The organism is Streptomyces sp. NPDC044003 (assembly GCF_056435185.1).
This window is the reverse complement of sequence record NZ_JBWKFA010000004.1, coordinates 609,405-631,394: the sequence shown is the minus strand read 5'-3', so window position 1 is coordinate 631,394 and position 21,990 is coordinate 609,405. Positions and strand designations below refer to the sequence as shown.

The following is a 21,990-nucleotide window of genomic DNA, read 5'->3' as shown; positions in this document are numbered from 1 at the left end:
TATCGCCCGCCCGTATTTCAGTCTCACGCGAATCCCTTCTCAAGCACCCTTCCGTTTCGGGCGGAAAGGTGCGTCAGGCGCGCCGGCGTGGGCGTTCCGTCGCCGGTCGCGATGGAGCCGACCTCGATCGCGGCACCGCAAGACATGCCGAACCAGGCCACCTCGTACGGGAGAGCGGCCTCTTTTTGCGGTGCGCCGATCGCGGCGGGTGGATTCTGCATCACGGAGTTGATGCGTCGTCAACTGATAAGCCATTTCGGGCAATCCGGAATTCATGCTCCGGTGCATGTGGCGCAATGTTCCCGAATTCGCGTCCGGCGCGACGAAGCCTCGCGACCGGCTCGGGATCGAGGCCGCGAATGAGGTGCGACGGAGTGGTCCCCCTGGGTGAGGCCCGCGGGTCCAGGGAGTCACTGGGTTCGACCCGGCGGTGCGAGAGACCGGGAGGGATGAGAGGGTCTTGCGGTGAGTGAGACAGCGACGAACACCCTGCAATACCGTGTCGACGGGCGCGAGGACGCCCCGGTCCTGGTCCTGGGGCCGTCCCTCGGTACCACCTTCCACATGTGGGACCGGCAGATACCGGAGCTCACCCGTGACTGGCGGGTCGTCCGGTTCGATCTTCCGGGGCACGGGGGCGCTCCCGCGGAGCCCTTCACCTCCGTCGCCGAGCTCGGCGACCGGCTCCTCGCCACGCTCGACACGCTCGGCGTCCAGCGTTTCGGCTACGCGGGCTGTTCCCTCGGCGGTGCCGTCGGCCTCGACCTCGCCCTCCGCGCGCCCCACCGGGTCGCCTCGCTCGCCCTGGTCGCCACCTCACCCCGGTTCGGCACCGCCGACGAGTTCCGGCAGCGGGGCGTCATCGTCCGTACCAACGGCCTGGAGCCGATGGCCCGCACCGCGCCCGAGCAGTGGTTCACCCCGCTCTTCGCCGGCGCGCAGCCCGCCATCGTGGACTGGGCCGTCCAGATGGTCCGGACGACCGACCCCGCCTGCTACATCGCCGCCTGCGAGGCCCTGGCCGTCTTCGACGTCCGTGAGGCCCTCGGCAGCATCGGGATCCCCGTCCTCGTCCTCGTCGGCTCCGAGGACCAGGTCACCGGCCCCGCCGAGGCCCGCACCCTGGTGGCCGGGATCGCCGACGCCCGGCTCGCCGTCGTGCCCGGCGCCTCGCACCTCGCCCCGGTCGAGCAGCCCGCCGCCGTCACCGACCTGCTTACCGAGCACTTCGCCGGCATCGTCCCGGAGACCAGCGGCACCTTGGCCGTGCCTCCGCCGCCCGTCCCCGTCGCCGAGCCCGCCCCGGCCGTCGCCGAGGCCGAGCCCGCCGAGGCCGGGCGCCCCGACCCGTACGCACCGGGGCTCGGGCTGCGCCGTGAGGTCCTCGGCGACGCCCATGTCGACCAGGCCCTCGCCGACGACCCCGACGGGGCCTTCCAGGAGCTCCTCACCCGCTACGCCTGGGGCGAGGTCTGGAGCCGTGAGGGACTCGACCGCCGCACCCGCAGCGTCGTCACCCTCACCGCGCTCCTCGCGGGCGGCCACCGGGAGGCCCTCGCCGACCACACCCGTGCTGCCCTCCGCAACGGTCTGTCGCCCGAGGAGCTGCGCGAGATCGTCCTCCACGCGGGCGTGTACTGCGGCTTCCCGGCCGCCGAGACGGCGCTGCGGGTCGTCTCCCGCGTCATCGCGGAGGAGACGACGCCCCCGGCGTAGCCTGGGCCCGTGAAGCTGACGAAGAAGTCCCACGCCTGCGTGCGGCTGGAGAAGGACGGCCGCACGCTCGTCCTCGACCCCGGCATGTTCACCGAGGAGGACGCCGTCCTCGGAGCCGACGCGCTGCTCGTCACCCACGAGCACCCCGACCACTTCGACGAGGGCCGGCTGCGGGCAGCCCTGGAGGCCGACGAGGCCGCCGAGATCTGGACGCTGCGCAGCGTCGCCGAGCGGCTCTCGGCTGCCTTCCCGGGGCGGGTGCACACCGTCGGGCACGGCGACACCTTCACGGCGGCCGGCTTCGACGTCCAGGTCCACGGCGAGCTGCACGCGGTGATTCACCGGGACATCCCGCGCATCACGAACGTGGGCTACCTCGTCGACGGCGCCGTCTTCCACCCCGGCGACGCGCTCACCGTGCCCGACCAGCCCGTGGACACGCTGCTGCTGCCCGTCATGGCTCCCTGGAACAAGATCTCCGAGGTCATCGACTACGTGCGCGAGGTCAAGCCGCGCCGGGCGTACGACATCCACGACGCCCTGCTCACCGATCTCGCCCGGCCCATCTACGACCGGCAGATCGGCGAGCTCGGCGGGACCCACCACGCGCGTCTCGCCTCCGGGGCGTCCACCGAGCTCTGAGCGGCGCGAAGGCCGACTGTCACACCCCGCCAGTAGGCTTGCGCACATGCGCATCGCCACCTGGAACGTCAATTCGATCACCGCCCGGCTGCCCCGGCTCCTGGCCTGGCTGGAGAGCAGCGGCACCGACGTGCTGTGCATCCAGGAGACCAAGTGCACCGCCGAGCAGTTCCCCACCGAGGAGCTGCGCGAGCTGGGGTACGAGTCGGTGGTCAACGCCACCGGGCGGTGGAACGGGGTCGCCCTGGTCTCCCGGGTGGGCCTGGAGGACGTGGTCACCGGGCTGCCCGGCGGCCCCGACTACGAGGGCGTGCAGGAGCCCCGGGCGATCTCCGCGACCTGCGGCGGCGTCCGCGTCTGGTCGGTGTACGTGCCGAACGGCCGCGAGGTGGCCCACGAGCACTACGCGTACAAGCTGCGCTGGCTGGAGGCGCTCAAGGCGGCCGTCGCGGAGGACGCGGCGGGGGAGCGCCCCTTCGCGATCCTCGGCGACTACAACATCGCCCCGACCGACGAGGACGTCTGGGACATCGCCGTCTTCGAGGGCGCCACGCACGTGACGGAGCCGGAGCGGGCCGCGCTCGCCGGGCTCCGCGAGACCGGTCTCGCCGACGTGGTCCCGCGCCCCCTCAAGTACGACCACCCCTTCACGTACTGGGACTACCGCCAGCTCTGCTTCCCGAAGAACAAGGGCATGCGGATCGACCTGGTCTACGGCAACAAGCCCTTCGCCGAGGCGGTCTCCGACAGCTATGTCGACCGCGAGGAGCGCAAGGGCAAGGGCGCCTCGGACCATGCGCCCGTCGTCGTCGACCTCGACGTCTGACCGGATCTATCCGACACGGCCGCGGAGATCATCTCCGCGCGCCGGGTGGTCGACCGGGAGGTGACGGTGCGAGGCTGTTCGGATGAACATCCCGTTTCTGGACAACTGGCGCAAGCGACATGAGCCCGAGCCGGTCGACTCCCCCCTGGCCGCGGCCTTCGACCGCGACCCGGAGGGAGTGGCCGAGCTCCTCTCCGAGTGTGAGCTGCTGCGTTCCCGTGTCGAGGAGGCCGGGGTGGCCCTGGACGACACCCCGGGCTCCCTCCAGGAGCTCGACCAGCTGCCGCCCCGCTGGCGAAACGATCCGGAGGAGCTCCCTTGGTTCGGGAACGACGCAGGCCTCTACCTCGGCACCGTGATCGTCCGGAACGTGCCGGGTGCCCGGTGGCAGGTGTGGCCCGGCGGCGGACCCGTCGTGCGGCTCGCCTCCGGCCGGGAGATCCAGGTCGTCGAGGCGGGTCTCGACTGGGCGATCACGGGCGCGCCGCAGCTCTCCCAGGTGTACGCGGAGGCCTCCGAGTACTGACTCCGGTCCGCGGCCGGTGACTACTCCGCCCGCAGCGGGACCGACACGTACGACGGGTCGGCCGTGGGGGAGGAGAAGGTCAGCTGCGCGCCGGTCGGGTTGTGCTCGATGTAGAGCGGGTCGACGGTGTCGACGACCAGTGCGAGCCGGTGCCCGGCCGGGACGTCGTACGCCGTGGAGAACAGGTCCAGATCGACGGAGAACGCCTTCCCCGGGGCCTTGCCGTGGAAGGTGTACGGGGCGTTGCTGATCAGCTTGCCGATGCCCAGCGGGCCGACGTCGTAGAGGTACGCGACGAAGGTGCCGCTCTCGGCGGTCGGGGTGACCGTGGTGTGCAGGCGCGCCGTACCGCGCACCCGCTGCGGGGTGTCGTACCGCTCCGACTGCCAGACGCCCGCGAAGGCGCGGGGGAGCAGCGGGATCGAGGCGACGGGCGGTGCCTGGAAGAACTGGTCCAGGAGGTTGGACAGCATGACGATGCCGCCGTCGGCGCCCGAGTCGACATTCGCCCAGAGGTGCTCGGAGCCGGTGAGCGCGAACTTCCGCTGGTCGGCGTTGACCGACTTCCAGTCCGGGTAGCCCTCGTAGCCGCCGTCGATGGGGGTCCCCCCTGCTCGAGCGGAGTCGAGAGCTTGGGGGCGGGGCTTCAGCTGGACCGGCTGCTCGCGGTCGATGCCGTTGTCGACGCCCTTGAGGTAGTGGTCGAACCAGCGGTGGGCGCTGGTCCAGGTGTCGTTGGGCAGGCCGAGGAGGCCGGTGGCCTCGGCGGTGGCGTGGTCGCCCGGACGGAACTCCAGGCGCTTGGGGCCGGTGAGCTTCTCGTAGAAGCTCGCGTACTGGTTGGGCGGGAAGATGGTGTCGCCCCAGGCGTTGCCGAGCATGATCGCGGTGCCGTTGGCGTTGATCCGGTCGAGCTGCTCGACGGCGGAGCGCTTGCGGCCCCAGGCGATCATGTCCTCCTCCTTGGCCAGGTTGGAGGAGAGGAAGTCGCCCAGGATCTGCTGGAGTTCGGGTCCGGGGCGGCCGGTGAGGTAGCCGGCGCCGCCGAGCAGGGCGGCGGCCTGGAGGTGCTGGGTGCGGCCGCTGTAGATGGAGTCGATGAGGTCGGCCCAGCCGCTGAGCGCCGCGACGGCCTTGATCCGCGGGTCGTTCGCGGCGGCGAGCAGGCTGATCCCCGCGCCGTACGAGACTCCCGCCACGCCCACGTGATCGGGGTCGGACGGGGTGTTCGCGAGGGCCCAGTCGATCACCTTGGAGGCGTCGGCGATGTCCCTGGGGCCCGCGGTCTCGATCTCCCCGCCGGACTGCCAGAAGCCGCGCGAGTTGTAACTCACCACGACGTAACCGGAGTCGGCGAGCTTCTGGGCCTGGGCGAGGTACTCGACCTGGGGCATGGCCCAGCTGGTGGGCAGCACGATCAGGGGGTGGCGGGCGTCGGTGCCGGCTCCGGCGGGGGTGACGACGTTCGCCTTGAGGACGGTGCCGCCGTCCCCGGCGATGTCGACGAACCGGATGGAGGTGTCGGCGGCCTGGGCTGTCGGGGCGAGCCCGAACGCCGTCCCGGCCACGAGAGCGGCCGAGACGGCGAGGACCAGGGATGTGCGCACGGGGCACTCCTCACTGGAGTCACTGATGGGGGGCAGTGAAAGTGACCCGACGGTAACCGGAGTGCTTTACCCGTGGTAACTGGTCGGTAAGTTACGTGCGGGTAACGATTGGTGGCAGGGTGCTGCGCAGGGCGGCGGCCTCCGCGAAGTCGGCGTGCGCCGGCCCGAACCGCTCCATCGCGAGCAGGAACAGGGACCGGTCGGTGAGGGCCCGCGCCAACGCGAACCCCTCCCCGCCCTCCAGCCCCGCCAGGCGGCGGGCGAGCGACACCCCTTCGTCGAAGACCGCCCGGAGCGACTCGACCTCGGAGCGAGGACCGAGATTCCACCGCAGCGCCGCGCGCACGGTCAGCCGCCGATGGAGGGTGACCAGTGCGGGCAGGTGCTCCGCGGGGGCGCGGCGTGCCGCCTCGGCCAGGACGGCCGCCTCGGCCTCCAGTGCCGGGACCTCGTCGAAGTACGCCGCCCTGACGCCGTGCGACCAATGGTGCGCGTGCGTACTGAACGAAGGCGCCGGCGCCTCGGCGGAGGCCGCCGGCTCCGCCGAGCGACCCGACAGCGCGAACAGCGCCACCCACCAGGAGGGAAACCCGCCACGGCTCTCGGGGCGATCGGTCTCGGCCAGCCCGGCGAGCAGGGCGAGCGCCTCCTCGCGGCCGGCGCGGGCCTCCGCCGGGCGCCCGGCGCCGTCCAGCATCCGCGCATGGTGCACCAGCGCCGGTACCAGCGAGGAGCGCAACTCCTCGCCGGCCGCGACAGCCTTGCGGTCGGCGCTCACCGCCTCGGCGAAGGCGTCCGCCGCCTCCCCGGGGCGCCCGGCGGCCTCCAGCTCGGCCGCCCACTCGACCGTCCTCCAGAGGGGCAGGTCCGACCTGCGGCCGGGGCCGCCCTGTGCCCTCTCCGACCGGACGGCCCGTCCGTGCAGCGCGGCGGCCTCCTCGTGGCGGCCCTCCTCCGCCAGGGCGACAGCCAGCGGCCAGTCCCCGAAGGCCGGGCCCGGCGCCTGCCCCTGCTCGAAGCCGGACCGCCCAACCCCTGCCATCTCCTGGCACGCGGCGAGCCCCTCCGCCCGCCGGCCGTTCCGGTACAGGTCGCGCTGATAGGAGTCGAGGGCGCGGTAGAGCACCTCCGCCCTGCTCGGAACCTCCGCGGGCACGCGCCGGGCGGCCTCGACGGCCTCGGCGAACAGGGCGAGCCGCGTCGGCGCGGGCAGGCCGACGGTCGATGCCTGGGACGTCAACGCCCGGACATACTTCGGCAGATAGGCCGCCGGACTCACCTGCGACAGCACCCGGTACGCCTCTACCTCCTGCATCAGGCCCAGCCGGCCCGATCCGAGCAGCATCGTCCGTGCTCGCAGCACCGCATCATGATCGACGTTCTCGGAGTGATTCATGACGGAGATTCTGGGAGTCGGGCGACAGCCCGGACAAGGCTCGCCAACTGTGCGTTCCGTCCTACGAAAACCGGCCCTGACCTGTCATGATGGTGACGTCTTCACCCCTGGATCACCCGGACGGGAGGCGCACGGTGGGGGACCCGGACGACGTACCCGACGTCTTCGACCCGCGGATCTACGCCGCGGGCATCCCGCACGACCGGTTCCGCGTCCTGCGCGACCATGCCCCCGTCGCCCGGCAGGAGGAGCCCGAGATCCTCGGCTGGCCCGCCGGGTCGGGGTTCTGGGCCGTCACCCGGCACGCCGACGTCGTCCGGGTGCTCAAGGACTCGGGGACGTACTCCTCACATCTCGGCGCCACCCAGATCCGCGATCCCGACCCCCTCGATCTGCCCTTCATCCGGCGCATGATGCTCAATCAGGATCCTTCCCCAAGCTCTCAACTACGTTCGAGCAGGGGAGACCCCAATGAACATGGGAGGTTGAGGCGGCTCGTCAGCCGGGCCTTCACCCCGGGGCGGATCGAGCGCTTCGCCGTCACCGCGCGCGACCGGGCCCGTGGGCTCCTCGCCGAGGCGTTCGCGGACGGCGGCGAGGTGGACCTCGTCCGGACCGTCACCGACGACTACGCCCTGCTCAACCTCACCGACCTGCTCGGGGTGCCCGCGAGTGACCGAGGGCTGCTGCACACCTGGACCGAGCGGGTCATCGCCTACCAGGACCCCGACGAACCCCCTCTCCTCGACGCCGAAGGGCGACCGGTCAACCCCCGTTCGCCCGCCATGCTCGCCGAGATGTTCGACTACGCCCAGGAGCTCGCCGCGTACAAGCGCGCGCACCCGGCCGACGACGTCATGAGCGTCCTCGCCGCCTCCGAACTCGCCGACGCGGAACTGGAGATGTTCTTCTTCCTCCTGACCGTCGCCGGTAACGACACCGTCCGCAGCGCCGCCCCCGGCGGGATCCTCGCCCTCGCCCGACACCCGTCAGAGCAAGGCAGGTTGTGGAGCAGGGAGGTGTCCATGGACACGGCCGTCGACGAACTCCTCCGCGTGCACCCGCCCGTGCTCTCCTTCCGCCGCACCGCCGCCCACGACACCGAGCTCGCCGGGCAGAAGATCCTCGCGGGCGACAAGGTCGTCGTCTTCCACGCCTCCGCCAACCACGACGAGCGCGTCTTCCCCGACCCGCACCGCCTGGACCTCGCCCGGACCCCGAACCTGCACGTCTCCTTCGGTGACGGCCCGCACGTCTGCCTCGGCGCCCACTTCGCCCGGCTCCAGCTGAGGGTGTTCTACGAGGAGGTGCGCGCGGCCTGTGGCGGGCTCGAACTCGCCGGACCGCCCCGGCGCCTCGTCTCCAACTTCATCAACGGGATCAAGTCGTTGCCGGTGCGGCCGCAGGCGCCGTCCGCGCCGCGCTCGTGACGTCGGCCACCAGCTCGACCACATCGGGGCCGTACGCCTGCGAGTTGACCACCTTCAGGAGGAGCACGAAGGTACCCGAGCGATGGCGGCGGGAGAGCGACTCGTAGTGGCGGGCGAGATAGCGGGTGGCCGCCTGGTTGGTGATCGCCCGCTGTCCGCAGAAGAGGAAGACCGGCCGGCAGTCCTCGCCCGCCATGAGCCGGGCCAGGATCACGTACTCCTCGACCCCGGCGTCCATCCGGTAGCGCTCCGGGCCGATCACGAACGAGCCCTGGTCCGGGCCCCGTTCCACGTCCGTGTTCACCGTGAGCCCCGGAAGGAGCGTCGCCAGGTGGGCCGCCATGCGGCGGTTCGAGCCCGGCCCGCCGACGCAGAACTCCGTCCGGTCGCCGAAGCCCTGATGCGTCTGGTCGTGCTGGAGTATCCGCGCGTGGGCCCCGCAGTCCTTGATGAGCGCGCAGAGTTCGAGGAGCGCGAACACGTCGTAGCGGTGCACGGCCGTGGTGCCGCCCGCCTCCTTGTTCACCACGAGCAGGCACTCCGAGCTCCCGGGCAGGCCGAAGAACGCCTGCTTGCGGCGGAGCCTGCGCCGCCATTGGTACGTACGGCCCAGCCAGCCGATGGAGGCGCTGACCCCGGTCGCCAGGACCCCGAGCACGATGTTCCGGACGTCTTCGTTCATGGGCGCGCATGCTAGCGGCGATCCGGTCTTCAGTTCGAGGCGGTCCTGACGGGAGGAGGCGCGGGAAGTTACGCTGCGCGGACGGTCGTTGACTGGAGGTAGGAATGCGTCGCTCCGCCGCTGGCAAGGTCTCCCTTCTCGCCGTCGCGGCGACGGTGCTCTCGATGGGCGCCGCCGCACCACCGAAGGCCCCGCCCGTCGGCGACCCACCCGTCAAGGAACCCGTCGCCGTCGGGTACGGCGGCGCCGTCGCCAGTGTCGACGCCGACGCCTCGGCCGCCGGCATCGAGGTGCTCCGCAAGGGCGGCAACGCGGTCGACGCCGCCGTCGCCGTCGCGGCGGCCCTCGGCGTCACCGAGCCGTACTCGGCGGGCATCGGGGGCGGCGGCTACTTCGTGTACTACGACGCGAAGAGCCGTACCGTACGGACCATCGACGGCCGCGAGACCGCACCCCGCACCGCCGACGCCGGCCTCTTCACGGAGAACGGCAAGCCCATCCCCTTCGAGGAGGGCCAGACCAGCGGCCTCGGTGTCGGCACCCCCGGCACCCCGGCCACCTGGAGGACCGCCCTCGACGCCTGGGGCAGCAAGCGCCTCGACACCCTGCTCGAACCCGCCGAGCGGCTCGCCCGGGACGGCTTCACCGTCGACCCGACCTTCCGCGCCCAGACCGCCGCCAACGAGGCCCGGTTCCGCGACTTCCCGGCCACCTCCGAACTGTTCCTGCCCGGCGGGCAGCTGCCCGTGGTCGGCTCCGTCTTCAAGAACCCCGACCTGGCCCGTACGTACGAGACGCTCGGACGCGAAGGCGTCGGCGCCCTCTACCGAGGGCCGCTCGCCCGGGACATCGTGAACACCGTCCGTACGCCCCCGCTCCGCGCGGGAGCCACCCGGACCGTCCGCCCCGGCGACCTGACGGAAGCCGACCTCGCCGCGTACCGCACCGAGTCCCGCAGGCCCACCAAGATCTCGTACCGCGGGCTCGACGTCTACGGCATGGCCCCCTCCTCCTCCGGCGGCACGAGCGTCGGCGAGGCGCTCAACATCCTGGAGGGCACCGACCTCTCGGCGGCCTCCCAGGCCGGCTACCTGCACCGCTCCATCGAGGCCAGCCGCATCGCCTTCGCCGACCGGGGCCGCTGGGTCGGCGACCCGGCCTTCGAGTCCGTGCCGACGCGCGGCCTGCTCTCCCAGCGCTTCGCCGACTCCCGGGCCTGCCTGATCCGCGACGACGCGGCCCTCACCAGCCCGCTCGCCCCGGGCGACCCCGCGAACCCGGCGCCCTGCGCGAGCGGGGGAACGGCCGCCCCGACCACGTACGAGGGTGAGAACACCACCCATCTGACCGTGGCCGACAAGTGGGGCAACATCGTCGCCTACACCCTCACCATCGAGTCCACCGGCGGCAGCGGCATCACCGTGCCCGGCCGCGGCTTCCTGCTCAACAACGAGCTGACCGACTTCTCCTTCGCCCCGGCCAACCCGGCCGTCCACGACCCGAACCTGCCCGGCCCCGGCAAGCGGCCGCGCTCCTCGATCTCCCCGACGATCGTCCTCGACCGGCACGACCGTCCCGTCCTCGCGCTCGGCTCCCCGGGCGGCGCCACCATCATCACCACGGTCCTCCAGACCCTGACGGGCGTCGTCGACCGGGGCCTCCCGCTCGTCGACGCGATCGCCGCGCCGCGCGCCAGCCAGCGCAACCAGGCCACCACCGAACTCGAACCGGCGCTGTGGAACAGCCCGTTGAGGACGGAACTGGAGGGCATCGGGCACGGCTTCCGGCAGAACCCGGAGATCGGCGCGGCGACCGGCGTCCAGCGCCTCCCGGACGGCCGATGGGTGGCCGCCGCGGAGACGGTCCGGCGGGGCGGCGGCTCGGCGATGGTCGTACGGCCGGCGCCCTGAGGGCGGCAGCGCGTCTCGCTACAGCGCCGTGAGGATGCGCGGGCCGTCGTCCGTGATCGCCACCGTGTGCTCGGCGTGGGACGCGCGCGAGCCGTCGGACGTACGGATCGTCCAGCCGTCCCGCGCCGTGTAGTGCTCGTCCGTGCCGCCGCCGATGAGCATCGGCTCGATCGCGAGCACCATCCCGTGGCGCAGCTTCATGCCCCGGCCCGGGCGTCCCTCGTTGGGGACGCCCGGGTCCTCGTGCATGGCGCGGCCGATGCCGTGGCCGCCGAAGCCGTCGGGGATGCCGTACCCGGCGGCGCGGCAGACGCGGCCGATCGCGTGGGCGATGTCGCCGATGCGGTTGCCGACGACGGCCGCGGCGATGCCGGCCTCCAGGGCCTCCTCCGCCGCGGCGATCAGCCGGGCGTCCTCCGGCCGGGCCGGGCCGACCGTGAAGCTGACGGCCGAGTCGCCGGCCCAGCCGCCCAGGGTCGCCCCGCAGTCCACGGACACCAGGTCGCCCGGGGCAAGGCGCGTGCCGTCCGGGATGCCGTGCACGATCGCGTCGTTCACGGAGACGCACACGACCGCGGGGAACGGCACCGGGGCCCACTCCGGGTGGTAGTCGAGGAAGGGCGAGCCGGCGCCCGCCTCCGTGAGCACCGCGCGGGCGGCCCGGTCGAGCTCGGTGAGTGCCACGCCGGGCGCCGCCTTCTCCCGTACGGCCGCCAGGGCACGGGCCACCACACGGCCCGACTCACGCATGGCCGCCAGGGATTCGTTCGTCTTGATCTCCACCATGACCAATTACTATACCGGTATTAGTATGGGGGCATGGTGCGCACACCCCTGACCCCCGAAGAGCGCGAGCGCGGCGAGCGTCTGGGCCTGCTCCTGCGCGAGGCGCGCGGCGAGCGGTCCATGGTCGAGATCGCCGCGGCCGCCGGTCTCTCCGCCGAGACCCTCCGCAAGATCGAGACCGGTCGGGCCCCGACCCCGGCCTTCTTCACCGTCGCGGCCCTGGCCGGGGTCCTGAACCTCTCCATGGACGAGCTCGTGGTGCACTGCACCCCGGCCCCCGTCTAGGGCCTGCTCAGACGGAGACCGCCAGCTGCACCCGGCTGTGGCGCGGGCGCTCGATCTCGTCCAGGAGCGCGAGCGCCAGATCGGCGTGGGCGATGCGGCCCGGGCCGTCGATCACGGTGCCCACCGCCGTCCGGTAGCCGCCCGTCCGCTCCGCCTCCGCGTTCAGGTCCATCCCCGGGACCACCATCAGCCAGTCGAGCCCGGGTCCGGCCTCCGCCGTCAGCAGCTCGAACTCGGCCACGTGCCCCTGGGAGAACGTCCGCCACGCCTCCGGGAAGTCGGGTGCGTCCATCAGCCGCACCCCGGGGGCGGTCTCCAGAGTCGTGGCGATGCCCAGGGTGAGCAGCCGCCCCACCCCGGCCTCCGTCAGCCCGGCGACCAGCGCCTTCGCCGCGGCCGTGAAGAAGTCGACCGAGGGGATGTCGAGACGGACGGTCGCGTTCACCGCGGCGTCGTGGCCGGTCGCGAGCGCCGCCACCGAGGCCGCGTCCGTCGCGTCGCCCCGTACGAGCGTGACGCCCGCCCCCTCCAGATCGCGGTACCTGTCCGGGTCACGGACCACGGCGGTCACCCGGTGGCCCCGGGCCACCGCCTCCGCCACGGCCGCCCGGCCGACCCGTCCGCCGGCGCCGAAGATGACTACACGCTTGCTGTCGTTGTCCATGCCGGGACCGTAGAACGGGCACCCCTGGTTACTTCAAAGGTACTGGGCTAGCGTCGGCCGCATGACCGAGCAGCCGTCCCCGGAGCCGCTGAGCCCCTCCCTCTTCGCCGACCCCGACTGCGGCGGCAGCCCCGCGCAGCCCATCCGTGTCGGCGGCAAGTGGACGGCGATGGTGCTGCGTTGCCTGGAGGACGGGACTCCCCGCCGCTTCTCCGAACTCCGTGTCCCCCTGCACTGGATCACCCCCAAGGTCCTCACCGAGACCCTCCGCGCCATGGAGCGCGACGGCTTCCTCACCCGTACCGTCCACGACGAGAACCCGCCCCGCGTCGAGTACGCCCTCACTGTCCTCGGCCGGTCCCTCATCGCCCCGCTCGACACCGCCTGCGACTGGGCCCGCACTCACGCCCCCGAGATCAGCGAGGCCCGCACCGCGTACGAACAGGCGGCGCTCTAAGCTCCCGGGCATGATGCCCGAAGAGCTGCGGCGCGGCCGCTACGTCAGCCTGACCACCTTCCGGAAGAACGGCACGGGGGTCGCCACACCCGTCTGGTACGCGGTGGAGGGCTCCGAGCTGTACGTGTGGACCCGCTCCGACTCCTGGAAGGTCAAGCGCCTGGCCAACGACCCCCGGGTCGAGGTCGCCGTCTGCGACCTGCGCGGCACCATCGCCGAGGGCGCCGAGCGGTTCTCCGGCACGGGCCGGCTGGTGGAGGGGGAGGAGCTGCGCCGGATCCGGCGCCTGCTCTCGCGCAAGTACACCTGGCAGTACTGGCTGACCGACGTGCCCGCCATGATCGTCCGGCTCGGGAAGCGCCCGCACACCGGGATCGTCGTCACGTTCTGAAAACGGTCCGTAGTCGTCCCGTAACACGACTGCGGTCCAATACCCGCGGACCGGAAGGTTCCAGTCGACGGCGGGGCAGGTGCGGAGCGCATGACGGTGTATCAACTCCCGGTGGAAGTCGCCACGTTCAGGGGCTGGCTGACGGACCTCGTCGGCCGCTGCCGGCCGGACGGCGGCTGGTACGGAGTCTTCGCCGCACGCGACCCGGAGGGTCTGCGCGCCTGCCTCGACGGGGCCGAGATCCTGCCCTGGGACGTCGTCGAGTCCCTCCTCCAGGACGCCGGGGAGACGGTCGAAGGACCGTTCGCCGCTCGCGGCCGGATGCTGTACGCGGCGGCCGCGGGCGCCCACGACCGCCGGCCCGGCGGAGCGGACGCCCTGGCGGAACGCCGGGACCTGATGGAGGGCGAACGCCACTACGCCGAGACCCGCGGCCGCGAACTCGCCGCACGGCTGCGCACGACCCCGGACCCGACGGAGGCGGCCCGCCTGGAGCACGACCTCGCCTGGACGCGGGACGACCAGGCCAGGGCGTCGGCCCGCGTCAGGGAGCTGACGGGGAGACTGGCCGGGCTGGGGCGGGGGCCGGGGCGGGGGACGCCGGAGGCGGTCGCCCCGAGCGGCGCCGCGGGTCCTGTGGCGGCCGGGATGCCGGCCCGTACGACCGGTCCGGTGGCAGCCGGGACTCCAGCCCGAACCGTCGGTTCAGCCGCAGTCGGGTCCCCGACCCGTACCGTCGCCCCGGTGGCGCCCACGCCGCCGGCCCGTGCCGCCGGTCCGGCCGTCGGCCCGTCCGCAGCTGCCCCGCGGCCCGGCAAGGTCAAGCGGCGGCCTCGCGGTGCCCGGTACGCCTGGCTGGAGGAGGGGGCCGAGGAGGTGGCGGTGCCGGTGCCCGTTCTCCCGGCCGGGGGAGCGGCGCCGCGCGGGGCCCGGTTCGGGGGCGCCGGTGACGCCGTCGCCGAGGCCGGGTCCGAGGCCTCCGCCACGGACCACGCCGAAGCCCTCCGCGCCGCGGGCAACGCCGTCTACGCCCTGCGGCGCCTCCGTACACAGGGCCGCAGCGGTGAGGCGCACGCCCTGCTCTGCGAGGCGCTCGGTGGGCCGCCCGACCGGCTGCCCGCCCTCGCCGCCGAGCTGCACCGGGCCGGGCTCGGCGCCGACTGGTCCACCCTGCTCTGGGAGGCGGCCTCGCTGCCCCCCGGCCGGCTCGCCGCCGTCGCGGGCGTCCTCGCCGACGCGGGCCGGGAGGCCGACTGTGAGCAGCTGCTTCGGCAGGGCGTGGCCCGGCCGGTCGAGGAGCTCGCCGGGGCCTGCGCCGCGCTGCACGCCGAGCAGCATCACCGCGAGGCCCACGCCCTGCTCACCGCGTTCGTCCGGGTCCGTACCCCCGAGGACGCCGCCCGGCTCGCGGGCGCCGACCCGCACGGGCTCGTCCCCGAGCTCCTCGCGGCCGCACGCGCGGTGTCCGCGTCCCGGGAGCGCGACCTGCTCCATGCCCTGAGGGTGGCGGGACTGGCCGGGGCGTGACGTAGGACGGGGCGCTATCCGTACGGGTCCGTACGGGTCAGTACGTGTCGGTACGTGTCCGACGTGGACCACTCGGGTATGAAACATGATCGACCCGGCCGCTTCGCGGCGGTGGTCTTGCTCCGGGGTGTGACGGGGCTTACGTTCTCCTCCTACGCATCGCGTCTACGTGCGTAGAGGCTCTCTGACGCCGTGCCGAAGGAGCAGCTCATGACCGACGTCGTACGCGCCGCGCTCGTCCAGGCGACCTGGACCGGCGACACCGAATCCATGATCGCGAAACACGAGGAGCACGCCCGCGAGGCCGCGAGGCAGGGCGCCCAGGTGATCGGCTTCCAGGAGGTGTTCAACGCCCCCTACTTCTGCCAGGTCCAGGAGCCCGAGCACTACCGCTGGGCCGAGCCGGTCCCCAACGGGCCGACCGTCCGACGGATGCAGGACCTCGCTCGCGAGACCGGCATGGTGATCGTCGTCCCCGTCTTCGAGATCGAGGGCTCCGGCTTCTACTACAACACCGCGGCCGTCATCGATGCCGACGGCTCCTACCTCGGCAAGTACCGCAAGCATCACATCCCGCAGGTCAGAGGCTTCTGGGAGAAGTACTACTTCCGCCCGGGGAACGCCGGCTGGCCGGTCTTCGAGACCGCCGTGGGCAAGGTCGGCGTCTATATCTGCTACGACCGCCACTTCCCGGAGGGCTGGCGCCAACTCGGCCTGAACGGTGCTCAGTTGGTCTACAACCCGTCCGCCACCTCGCGCGGCCTCTCCTCCTACCTCTGGCAGCTGGAACAGCCCGCCGCCGCCGTCGCCAACGAGTACTTCGTCGCCGCGATCAACCGCGTCGGTCAGGAGGAGTACGGCGACAACGACTTCTACGGCACGAGCTACTTCGTCGACCCGCGCGGCCAGTTCGTCGGCGAGGTCGCCTCCGACAAGGCCGAGGAGCTCGTCGTCCGCGACCTGGACTTCGGCCTCATCGACGAGGTCCGGCAGCAGTGGGCCTTCTACCGGGACCGCCGCCCCGACGCGTACGACGGGCTGGTGCAGCCGTGAGCAGCCTGTACGACCGGCACCGGGCCGTCATCCCCGACTGGGTCTCCCTCTACTACCGCGACCCCCTGGAGATCACCCACGGCGAGGGCCGCCACGTCTGGGACGCCGAGGGGCGCAGGTACCTCGACTTCTTCGGCGGCATCCTCACCACCATGACCGCCCACGCCCTGCCCGAGGTCACCAAGGCCGTCTCCGAGCAGGCCGGGCGGATCATCCACTCCTCGACGCTCTACCTCAACCGCCCCATGGTGGAGCTCGCCGAGCGGGTCGCGGGTCTCTCCGGCATCCCCGACGCCCGGGTCTTCTTCACCACCTCCGGCACCGAGGCCAACGACACGGCCCTGCTGCTCGCCACCGCCTACACGGGCTCCAACCAGATCGTGGCGATGCGCAACAGCTACCACGGCCGCTCCTTCTCCACCGTCGGCATCACCGGCAACCGTGCCTGGTCGACGACCAGTCTCTCCCCGCTTCAGACCCTGTATGTGCACGGCGGCGTCCGCGGCCGCGGCCCGTACGCCGGGCTCACCGACGAGCGGTTCATCGAGGCGTGCACGGCCGACCTGGAGGACATGCTCGGCCAGACCCGGGCGGGCGTCGCCGCCCTGATCGCCGAGCCGATCCAGGGCGTCGGCGGTTTCACCTCTCCGCCCGACGGCTTGTACGCCTCCTTCCGCCGCGTCCTCGACCGGCACGGCATCCTCTGGATCTCCGACGAGGTGCAGACCGGCTGGGGCCGCACCGGCGACCACTTCTGGGGCTGGCAGGCCCACGGCCAGGCCGGACCGCCCGACATCCTCACCTTCGCCAAGGGCATCGGCAACGGCATGTCCGTCGGCGGGGTCGTCGCCCGCGCCGAGATCATGAACTGCCTCGACGCCAACTCCATCTCGACCTTCGGCGGTTCGCCGATCACGATGGCCGCCGGCCTCGCCAACCTCGCGTACCTCCTGGAGCACGACCTCCAGGGCAACGCCCGCCGCGTCGGCGGCCTCCTCGTCGAACGCGTCCGGGCGGCGGCCGCCGGAGTCGCGGCGGTACGGGAGGTCCGCGGCCGCGGCCTCATGATCGGCATCGAGCTCACCGAACCCGGCACCGACCGGGCGAACCCGGACGCGGCCGGCGCCGTCCTGGAGGCCGCCCGCGAGAACGGCCTGCTCATCGGCAAGGGCGGCGCCCACAACACCAGCACCCTGCGCATCGCCCCGCCGCTCTCGCTCACCGTCTCCGAGGCCGAGGAAGGCGCCGCGATCCTCGAACAGGCCCTGAGATCCCTCTAGTTGGCAGGGGAGAAGTCCCGTGAGCACCCGTACCCTCATCCGCGGCGGTCTCGTCGTCACCGCCGCCGACGAAGTCCACGCCGACGTGCTGATCGAGGACGGCCGCGTCGTCGCCCTCGCCGCCCACGGCTCCGACGCGGCGGCCGGCTGGACCGCCGACCGGACCATCGACGCCACCGACCGCTACGTGCTGCCCGGCGGCGTCGACGCCCACACCCACATGGAGCTGCCCTTCGGCGGCACCTTCGCCTCCGACACCTTCGAGACCGGCACCCGCGCCGCCGCCTGGGGCGGCACCACCACCATCGTCGACTTCGCCGTCCAGAGCGTCGGCCACAGCCTCCGCGAAGGCCTCGACGCCTGGTACGCCAAGGCCGACGGCAACTGCGCGATCGACTACGCCTTCCACATGATCCTCTCCGACGTCAACGAGCACACGCTCAAGGAGATGGACAAGCTCGTCCAGGAGGGCATCACCTCCTTCAAGCTCTTCATGGCCTACCCCGGCGTCTTCTACAGCGACGACGGCCGGATCCTGCGGGCCATGCAGCGCTCCGCCGACAACGGCGGGCTGATCATGATGCACGCGGAGAACGGCATCGCCATCGACGTCCTCGTCGAACAGGCCCTCGCGCGCGGCGAGACCGACCCCCGCTACCACGGGGAGGTCCGCAAGGCGCTCCTGGAGGCCGAGGCCACCCACCGTGCGATCCAGCTCTCCCGGGTCGCCGGCGCCCCGCTCTATGTCGTCCACGTCTCCGCCGAGGAGGCCGTCGCCGAGATCGCCGCCGCCCGCGACAAGGGGCTGCCCGTCTTCGGCGAGACCTGCCCCCAGTACCTCTTCCTCTCCACCGACAACCTCGCGGAGCCGGGCTTCGAGGGCGCCAAGTACGTGTGCTCGACGCCGCTGCGGCCCAAGGAACACCAGGCGGCCCTGTGGCGGGGGCTGCGGACGAACGACCTCCAGGTCGTCTCCACCGACCACTGTCCGTTCTGCTTCGTGGGCCAGAAGGACCTCGGTCGCGGCGACTTCTCGAAGATCCCCAACGGCCTGCCGGGGGTGGAGAACCGCATGGACCTCCTCCATCAGGCCGTCGTCGACGGGCACATCAGCCGCCGTCGCTGGATCGAGATCGCCTGCGCCACCCCGGCCCGGATGTTCGGGCTCTACCCGCAGAAGGGCACGATCGCGCCCGGCGCCGACGCGGACATCGTCATCTACGACCCGCACGCCACCCAGACGATCTCCGCGGAGACCCACCACATGAACGTCGACTACTCCGCCTACGAGGGGAAGACGATCACCGGCCAGGTCGAGACGGTCCTCTCGCGCGGCGAACCGGTCATCGACCAGCGGAAGTTCACCGGCCGCGCCGGCCGCGGCGTCTTCACCCCCCGCTCCACCTGTCAGTACCTGAACTAGGAGAACCACGTTGGACTTCGGACTCGTCCTGCAGACCGACCCGCCCGCCTCGGAGGTCGTCGGGCTGATGCGCCGGGCGGAGCGCAACGGCTTCCGCTACGGCTGGACCTTCGACTCCGCCGTGCTGTGGCAGGAACCCTTCGTCATCTACAGCCAGATCCTCGAACACACCACCAAGCTCCATGTGGGCACGATGGTGACGAACCCGGGGACGCGGACGTGGGAGGTGACGGCCTCCACCTTCGCCACCCTCAACGACATGTACGGAAACCGGACCGTCTGCGGCATCGGCCGCGGCGACTCCGCCATGCGCGTCGCGGGCCGCAAGCCCAACACCCTGGCCCGTCTCGGCGAGGCCATCGACGTCATCCGTGATCTCGCGGAGGGCCGGGAGGCCGAGGTCGACGGCAACCCGATCCGTATCCCCTGGATCAAGGAGGGGAAGCTGCCGGTGTGGATGGCGGCGTACGGGCCGAAGGCCCTCGCGCTCGCCGGGCAGAAGGCCGACGGCTTCATCCTCCAGCTCGCCGACCCCTTCCTCACCGAGTGGATGGTCAAGGCCGTCCGCCAGGCCGCCACCGACGCCGGCCGCGACCCCGACGCCCTCACCATCTGCGTCGCGGCCCCCGCCTACGTCGGCGACGACCTGGCCCACGCGCGCGACCAGTGCCGCTGGTTCGGCGGCATGGTCGGCAACCACGTCGCCGACCTCGTCGCCAAGTACGGCGAGCACTCGGACATGGTGCCGGAGGAGCTCACCGCGTACATCAAGGACAGGCACGGCTACGACTACTCCCACCACGGTCGCGCCGACAACCCCGACACCGCCTTCGTCCCCGACGAGATCGTCGACCGCTTCTGCCTCCTCGGCCCCGCCGAGGCCCACATCGAGAAGCTTCGCCACCTCGAGAGCCTCGGCGTCGACCAGTTCGCCGTCTACAACATGCACGACAACCGGGAGGGGACCATCGACGCGTACGGCTCCGACATCATCCCCGCGCTCGGCTGAGCGTCGGTGCTCCCCGCACCTTCGCGTCGTATCGCGTGAGCCCGGGCCACGGGGGAGAGCCTCCCGTGGCCCGGGCGTGGTCGGTGCCGAGCTCAGTGGTTGAAGGTCAGCCGCGGTGCCGCGTTGCGGGCGAGGGTGTGGGCCTGGTCGGGCCACCAGGTGCCGGCGGGCGGGTCGACGATGCCGTACTCGGGGTCGATCGTGCCGCCGGTGTTGCGGGTGCAGCTGCCGTCGGACTCACCGGGGATCTTGACCCACAGGTAGGCGTCGACCAGCGGGACGCCGGTGTCGGCGGTCGGGCGCGGGCCGAGGCCGCGGCCGGGCGCGTTGCACCAGACCTCCGGGTCGCCGGTGTACTTGCCGGGCTCCGGCTTCCAGGCGCCCAGACCGTTGCGGCTGGTGTCGATGACGAAGTGGTGCAGCGCGTCGTTCGGCGGGGACCCCACGCTCTGGTCGAACCAGGCGTCGGTCCAGCGCCAGGTGGCGGGGTCGGCGGAGTCGACCGCATGGCCGGGGGTGCCGTCGTTGGGCGCGGCGGGCGAGTAGTACTGGGTGGCGCACCAGTCGGTGTGGCCGCGAGCCCAGTCGGGGCCCTCGGTGGCGAACCACATGCACTTCGCTATCCAGGTTCCGTACCTGGCGTTGTGGTCGGTGGGGTGGGTGTTGGACACGTTGAGGGCGAAGCCGTCGCCGTCCTGGACACCGGCGTCGAGCAGTCGCCGGGCCATGTCGCCGACGGGCCGCCACAGGACGTTGCCCGCGTCGAGGTAGACCGCGGTGCGGGCCTTGGACTTGATCGCCTTCACCGCGTACGAAAGATCGGCGATGCGGGCCTCCGTGAGTTCGCCAGTCGGGTCCACGCCCGGCCCGCAGTCGCGGGGGAGGAGAGCCAGGCCGTCGGGCTCGACCACGACGACCGCCTTGCTGTCGCCGACACCGGCGGCGAAGGCGTCGATCCACTGCCGGTAGGCGGCGGAGGACGCGGCACCGCCGCTGGAGTACTGGCTGCAGTCCCGGCCCGGCACGTTGTAGGCGACCAGGACGGGGGTCCGGTTCACCACCCGCGCCTGGCGGACGAGGCTTCTCACCTTGGCCCGGACCTCGTCGGGCGTGCCCTCGGTGAACCACTCGGCCTGCGGCTGGCTCGCGAGCTTGGCCATGTTCACGGCGTTCGTCAGGTCGCCGTTCCCGAGGTCGGTGAGCGCCTGCTTCGCGGCCTTGCTGTGGGGGTCCACGTAGAACTTCGTGGCGGGGGTGAGGGTGTCCCCGGCGGGCGCCCTTGATCGGTCCGGAACCGGGCGAGGGGGTCGGCGGGGTGGTGGGGGAGGCGGCGTTGAGCGCGTTGAGGACGGAGGTGTAGGCGGGCTTCTTGCTGCCGTCGCCGTTGAACAGGAGCGGCGTCTGATCCGCTCGCCAGGAGTCGGTGTCGCGCACGCCCCAGACGGTGATGCCGAGGCAGCGCGGGACGGCCAGGCAGTCGTTGGTCACGTTGGCGTAGGTGGTGGCCGAGGCGCCCTGGATGTCGAGTTCGGTGACGGCCACATCGACGCCGAGGGCGGCGAAGCTCTGCAGGGTGGTGCGGAAGTTGCTGTTGTAGGCGCTGTCGCTGTTGAAGTGCGACTGGAAGCCGACGCAGTCGATCGGCACGCCGCGCTGCTTGAAGTCCCGGACCATGGCGTACACGGCCTGTGTCTTGGCCCAGGTCCAGTTCTCGACGTTGTAGTCGTTGTAGCAGAGCTTGGCGGCCGGGTCGGCGGCGCGTGCGGTGCGGAAGGCGACCTCGATCCAGTCGTTGCCGGTGCGCTGCAGGTTGGAGTCGCGGCGGACTCCCGAACTGCCGTCGGCGAAGGCCTCGTTCACGACGTCCCACTGGGCGATCTTGCCCTTGTAGTGGGCCATGACGCCGTTGATGTGGTTGATCACCGCCTGGCGCAGCGCGCTGCCGCCGAGGTTCTGCATCCAGCCGGGCTGCTGGGAGTGCCAGGCCAGGGTGTGGCCGCGCACCTGCTTGCCGTTCTGCACCGCCCAGTTGTAGACGCGGTCACCGGCGGTGAAGTTGAACTGGCCCTGCTGGGGTTCGGTGGCGTCGATCTTCATCTCGTTCTCGGGCGTCACCGAGTTGAACTCGCGGCCCGCGATCGAGGTGTACGTCGTGTCGTTGAGCCGGCCCGAGGCGATGGCGGTCCCGAAGTAGCGGCCGCTCTGCGCCGCCGCGGCGCCGAGCGTGCTCTCGGCGGCGTGCGAGGTCGTCGGCGCCACCAGCACGGCGGCCGGACCGAGGACGCCCACGATCAGGGCCGTACACAGGCCGCGGATTTTTCGGCGGACGACGGTCGGGGGAAAGGCGTCTAAGCGCATGACTGAGCCTCCGGGAGGGAAT

Annotated in this window: 20 protein-coding genes and 2 pseudogenes; 14 read left to right on the top strand and 8 right to left on the bottom strand. The window is 72.0% G+C overall.

Annotated features, from left to right (window positions below):
- Positions 1–23: 23 nt before the first annotated feature.
- Positions 24–221, bottom strand: coding sequence for a hypothetical protein (locus AC07AW_RS20005; RefSeq protein WP_478816801.1), 198 nt, complete (start codon positions 219–221; stop codon positions 24–26).
- Positions 222–465: 244 nt separating this feature from the next.
- Between AC07AW_RS20005 and pcaDC the strand changes: the two genes are divergently transcribed.
- The 4 genes from pcaDC to AC07AW_RS19985 all read left to right on the top strand — a co-directional run bounded on the left by pcaDC (position 466) and on the right by AC07AW_RS19985 (position 3,710).
- Positions 466–1,716, top strand: a complete 1,251-nt coding sequence (gene pcaDC, locus AC07AW_RS20000) for a bifunctional 3-oxoadipate enol-lactonase/4-carboxymuconolactone decarboxylase PcaDC (RefSeq protein WP_478816800.1) — start codon at positions 466–468, stop codon at positions 1,714–1,716.
- 9 nt (positions 1,717–1,725) lie between these two features.
- Positions 1,726–2,358: an MBL fold metallo-hydrolase gene (locus tag AC07AW_RS19995; RefSeq protein WP_478816799.1), complete on the top strand. Its 633-nt coding sequence runs from the start codon at positions 1,726–1,728 to the stop codon at positions 2,356–2,358.
- 46 nt (positions 2,359–2,404) lie between these two features.
- The gene (locus AC07AW_RS19990; RefSeq protein ID WP_478816798.1) at positions 2,405–3,184 is read left to right on the top strand and encodes an exodeoxyribonuclease III; all 780 of its coding nucleotides are present in this window, start codon (positions 2,405–2,407) and stop codon (positions 3,182–3,184) included.
- Between the two features lie 82 nt (positions 3,185–3,266).
- Positions 3,267–3,710 carry a DUF6278 family protein gene (locus tag AC07AW_RS19985; protein WP_478816797.1) on the top strand — a complete coding sequence of 148 codons (444 nt, stop codon included), beginning with the start codon at positions 3,267–3,269 and terminating at the stop codon, positions 3,708–3,710.
- 20 nt (positions 3,711–3,730) lie between these two features.
- Here the strand turns inward: AC07AW_RS19985 and AC07AW_RS19980 are convergent, their stop codons facing one another.
- Both AC07AW_RS19980 and AC07AW_RS19975 read right to left on the bottom strand, forming a co-directional pair.
- Positions 3,731–5,317 (bottom strand): alpha/beta fold hydrolase, encoded by a 1,587-nt coding sequence (locus tag AC07AW_RS19980; protein ID WP_478816796.1) that lies wholly within the window; start codon positions 5,315–5,317, stop codon positions 3,731–3,733.
- Between the two features lie 91 nt (positions 5,318–5,408).
- On the bottom strand, positions 5,409–6,713 hold the full coding sequence (locus AC07AW_RS19975; RefSeq protein ID WP_478816795.1) for a hypothetical protein: 1,305 nt from the start codon (positions 6,711–6,713) through the stop codon (positions 5,409–5,411).
- Positions 6,714–6,847: 134 nt separating this feature from the next.
- On the opposite strand from AC07AW_RS19975, the gene AC07AW_RS19970 reads away from it, so the two are divergent.
- Entirely contained in the window at positions 6,848–8,143 is a 1,296-nt protein-coding gene (locus tag AC07AW_RS19970; RefSeq protein ID WP_478816794.1) for a cytochrome P450, read from the top strand.
- On the opposite strand, the gene AC07AW_RS19965 is transcribed toward AC07AW_RS19970, so the two are convergent.
- Positions 8,094–8,825, bottom strand: coding sequence for a hypothetical protein (locus tag AC07AW_RS19965; RefSeq protein ID WP_478816793.1), 732 nt, complete (start codon positions 8,823–8,825; stop codon positions 8,094–8,096). The genes AC07AW_RS19970 and AC07AW_RS19965 overlap by 50 nt on opposite strands.
- Before the next feature lie 104 nt (positions 8,826–8,929).
- Between AC07AW_RS19965 and ggt the strand changes: the two genes are divergently transcribed.
- Positions 8,930–10,735, top strand: coding sequence for a gamma-glutamyltransferase (ggt, locus tag AC07AW_RS19960; RefSeq protein WP_478816792.1), 1,806 nt, complete (start codon positions 8,930–8,932; stop codon positions 10,733–10,735).
- Between the two features lie 18 nt (positions 10,736–10,753).
- Here ggt and map read toward each other — a convergent pair whose 3' ends face one another.
- Positions 10,754–11,521, bottom strand: coding sequence for a type I methionyl aminopeptidase (gene map, locus AC07AW_RS19955; RefSeq protein ID WP_478816791.1), 768 nt, complete (start codon positions 11,519–11,521; stop codon positions 10,754–10,756).
- A 33-nt stretch (positions 11,522–11,554) separates the two neighbouring features.
- Here map and AC07AW_RS19950 point away from each other — a divergent pair, with 33 nt between their 5' ends.
- Positions 11,555–11,806: a helix-turn-helix domain-containing protein gene (locus tag AC07AW_RS19950; protein WP_351188357.1), complete on the top strand. Its 252-nt coding sequence runs from the start codon at positions 11,555–11,557 to the stop codon at positions 11,804–11,806.
- Between the two features lie 7 nt (positions 11,807–11,813).
- On the opposite strand, the gene AC07AW_RS19945 is transcribed toward AC07AW_RS19950, so the two are convergent.
- Complete coding sequence (locus AC07AW_RS19945; RefSeq protein WP_478816790.1) at positions 11,814–12,470, bottom strand: NAD(P)-dependent oxidoreductase; 657 nt, start codon at positions 12,468–12,470, stop codon at positions 11,814–11,816.
- 61 nt (positions 12,471–12,531) lie between these two features.
- Here AC07AW_RS19945 and AC07AW_RS19940 point away from each other — a divergent pair, with 61 nt between their 5' ends.
- From AC07AW_RS19940 to AC07AW_RS19910, 7 genes are all read left to right on the top strand, one after another.
- Complete coding sequence (locus AC07AW_RS19940) at positions 12,532–12,927, top strand: winged helix-turn-helix transcriptional regulator (RefSeq protein WP_478816789.1); 396 nt, start codon at positions 12,532–12,534, stop codon at positions 12,925–12,927.
- Between the two features lie 10 nt (positions 12,928–12,937).
- Positions 12,938–13,318: a PPOX class F420-dependent oxidoreductase gene (locus AC07AW_RS19935; protein ID WP_478816788.1), complete on the top strand. Its 381-nt coding sequence runs from the start codon at positions 12,938–12,940 to the stop codon at positions 13,316–13,318.
- A 90-nt stretch (positions 13,319–13,408) separates the two neighbouring features.
- Complete coding sequence (locus AC07AW_RS19930) at positions 13,409–14,845, top strand: UL36 very large tegument protein (RefSeq protein WP_478816787.1); 1,437 nt, start codon at positions 13,409–13,411, stop codon at positions 14,843–14,845.
- 210 nt (positions 14,846–15,055) lie between these two features.
- Positions 15,056–15,898 carry a nitrilase-related carbon-nitrogen hydrolase gene (locus tag AC07AW_RS19925; protein ID WP_478816786.1) on the top strand — a complete coding sequence of 281 codons (843 nt, stop codon included), beginning with the start codon at positions 15,056–15,058 and terminating at the stop codon, positions 15,896–15,898.
- Positions 15,895–17,178 carry an aspartate aminotransferase family protein gene (locus tag AC07AW_RS19920; protein ID WP_478816785.1) on the top strand — a complete coding sequence of 428 codons (1,284 nt, stop codon included), beginning with the start codon at positions 15,895–15,897 and terminating at the stop codon, positions 17,176–17,178. Before AC07AW_RS19925 ends, AC07AW_RS19920 begins: the two co-directional genes overlap by 4 nt.
- Before the next feature lie 19 nt (positions 17,179–17,197).
- Positions 17,198–18,601, top strand: a complete 1,404-nt coding sequence (hydA, locus tag AC07AW_RS19915; RefSeq protein ID WP_478816784.1) for a dihydropyrimidinase — start codon at positions 17,198–17,200, stop codon at positions 18,599–18,601.
- Between the two features lie 10 nt (positions 18,602–18,611).
- Positions 18,612–19,610, top strand: coding sequence for a TIGR03842 family LLM class F420-dependent oxidoreductase (locus tag AC07AW_RS19910; protein WP_478816783.1), 999 nt, complete (start codon positions 18,612–18,614; stop codon positions 19,608–19,610).
- Between the two features lie 92 nt (positions 19,611–19,702).
- Here the strand turns inward: AC07AW_RS19910 and AC07AW_RS19905 are convergent.
- Positions 19,703–20,887 (bottom strand): annotated as a pseudogene (locus tag AC07AW_RS19905) (glycoside hydrolase family 6 protein); the annotation flags it as partial.
- Positions 20,874–21,968, bottom strand: a pseudogene (locus AC07AW_RS19900) (glycoside hydrolase family 10 protein); the annotation flags it as partial. The pseudogenes AC07AW_RS19905 and AC07AW_RS19900, both read right to left, overlap by 14 nt.
- Positions 21,969–21,990 lie beyond the last annotated feature (22 nt).

Excerpts from the sequence above, each read along its gene's own strand:
- AC07AW_RS20005 (WP_478816801.1), bottom strand. The coding sequence starts at position 221 with ATGCAGAATCCACCCGCCGCGATCGGCGCACCGCAAAAAGAGGCCGCT.
- AC07AW_RS19990 (WP_478816798.1), top strand. The coding sequence starts at position 2,405 with ATGCGCATCGCCACCTGGAACGTCAATTCGATCACCGCCCGGCTGCCC.
- AC07AW_RS19985 (WP_478816797.1), top strand. The coding sequence starts at position 3,267 with ATGAACATCCCGTTTCTGGACAACTGGCGCAAGCGACATGAGCCCGAG.
- AC07AW_RS19975 (WP_478816795.1), bottom strand. The coding sequence starts at position 6,713 with ATGAATCACTCCGAGAACGTCGATCATGATGCGGTGCTGCGAGCACGG.
- AC07AW_RS19965 (WP_478816793.1), bottom strand. The coding sequence starts at position 8,825 with ATGAACGAAGACGTCCGGAACATCGTGCTCGGGGTCCTGGCGACCGGG.
- ggt (WP_478816792.1), top strand. The coding sequence starts at position 8,930 with ATGCGTCGCTCCGCCGCTGGCAAGGTCTCCCTTCTCGCCGTCGCGGCG.
- map (WP_478816791.1), bottom strand. The coding sequence starts at position 11,521 with ATGGTGGAGATCAAGACGAACGAATCCCTGGCGGCCATGCGTGAGTCG.
- AC07AW_RS19950 (WP_351188357.1), top strand. The coding sequence starts at position 11,555 with ATGGTGCGCACACCCCTGACCCCCGAAGAGCGCGAGCGCGGCGAGCGT.
- AC07AW_RS19945 (WP_478816790.1), bottom strand. The coding sequence starts at position 12,470 with ATGGACAACGACAGCAAGCGTGTAGTCATCTTCGGCGCCGGCGGACGG.
- AC07AW_RS19940 (WP_478816789.1), top strand. The coding sequence starts at position 12,532 with ATGACCGAGCAGCCGTCCCCGGAGCCGCTGAGCCCCTCCCTCTTCGCC.
- AC07AW_RS19935 (WP_478816788.1), top strand. The coding sequence starts at position 12,938 with ATGATGCCCGAAGAGCTGCGGCGCGGCCGCTACGTCAGCCTGACCACC.
- AC07AW_RS19930 (WP_478816787.1), top strand. The coding sequence starts at position 13,409 with ATGACGGTGTATCAACTCCCGGTGGAAGTCGCCACGTTCAGGGGCTGG.
- AC07AW_RS19925 (WP_478816786.1), top strand. The coding sequence starts at position 15,056 with ATGACCGACGTCGTACGCGCCGCGCTCGTCCAGGCGACCTGGACCGGC.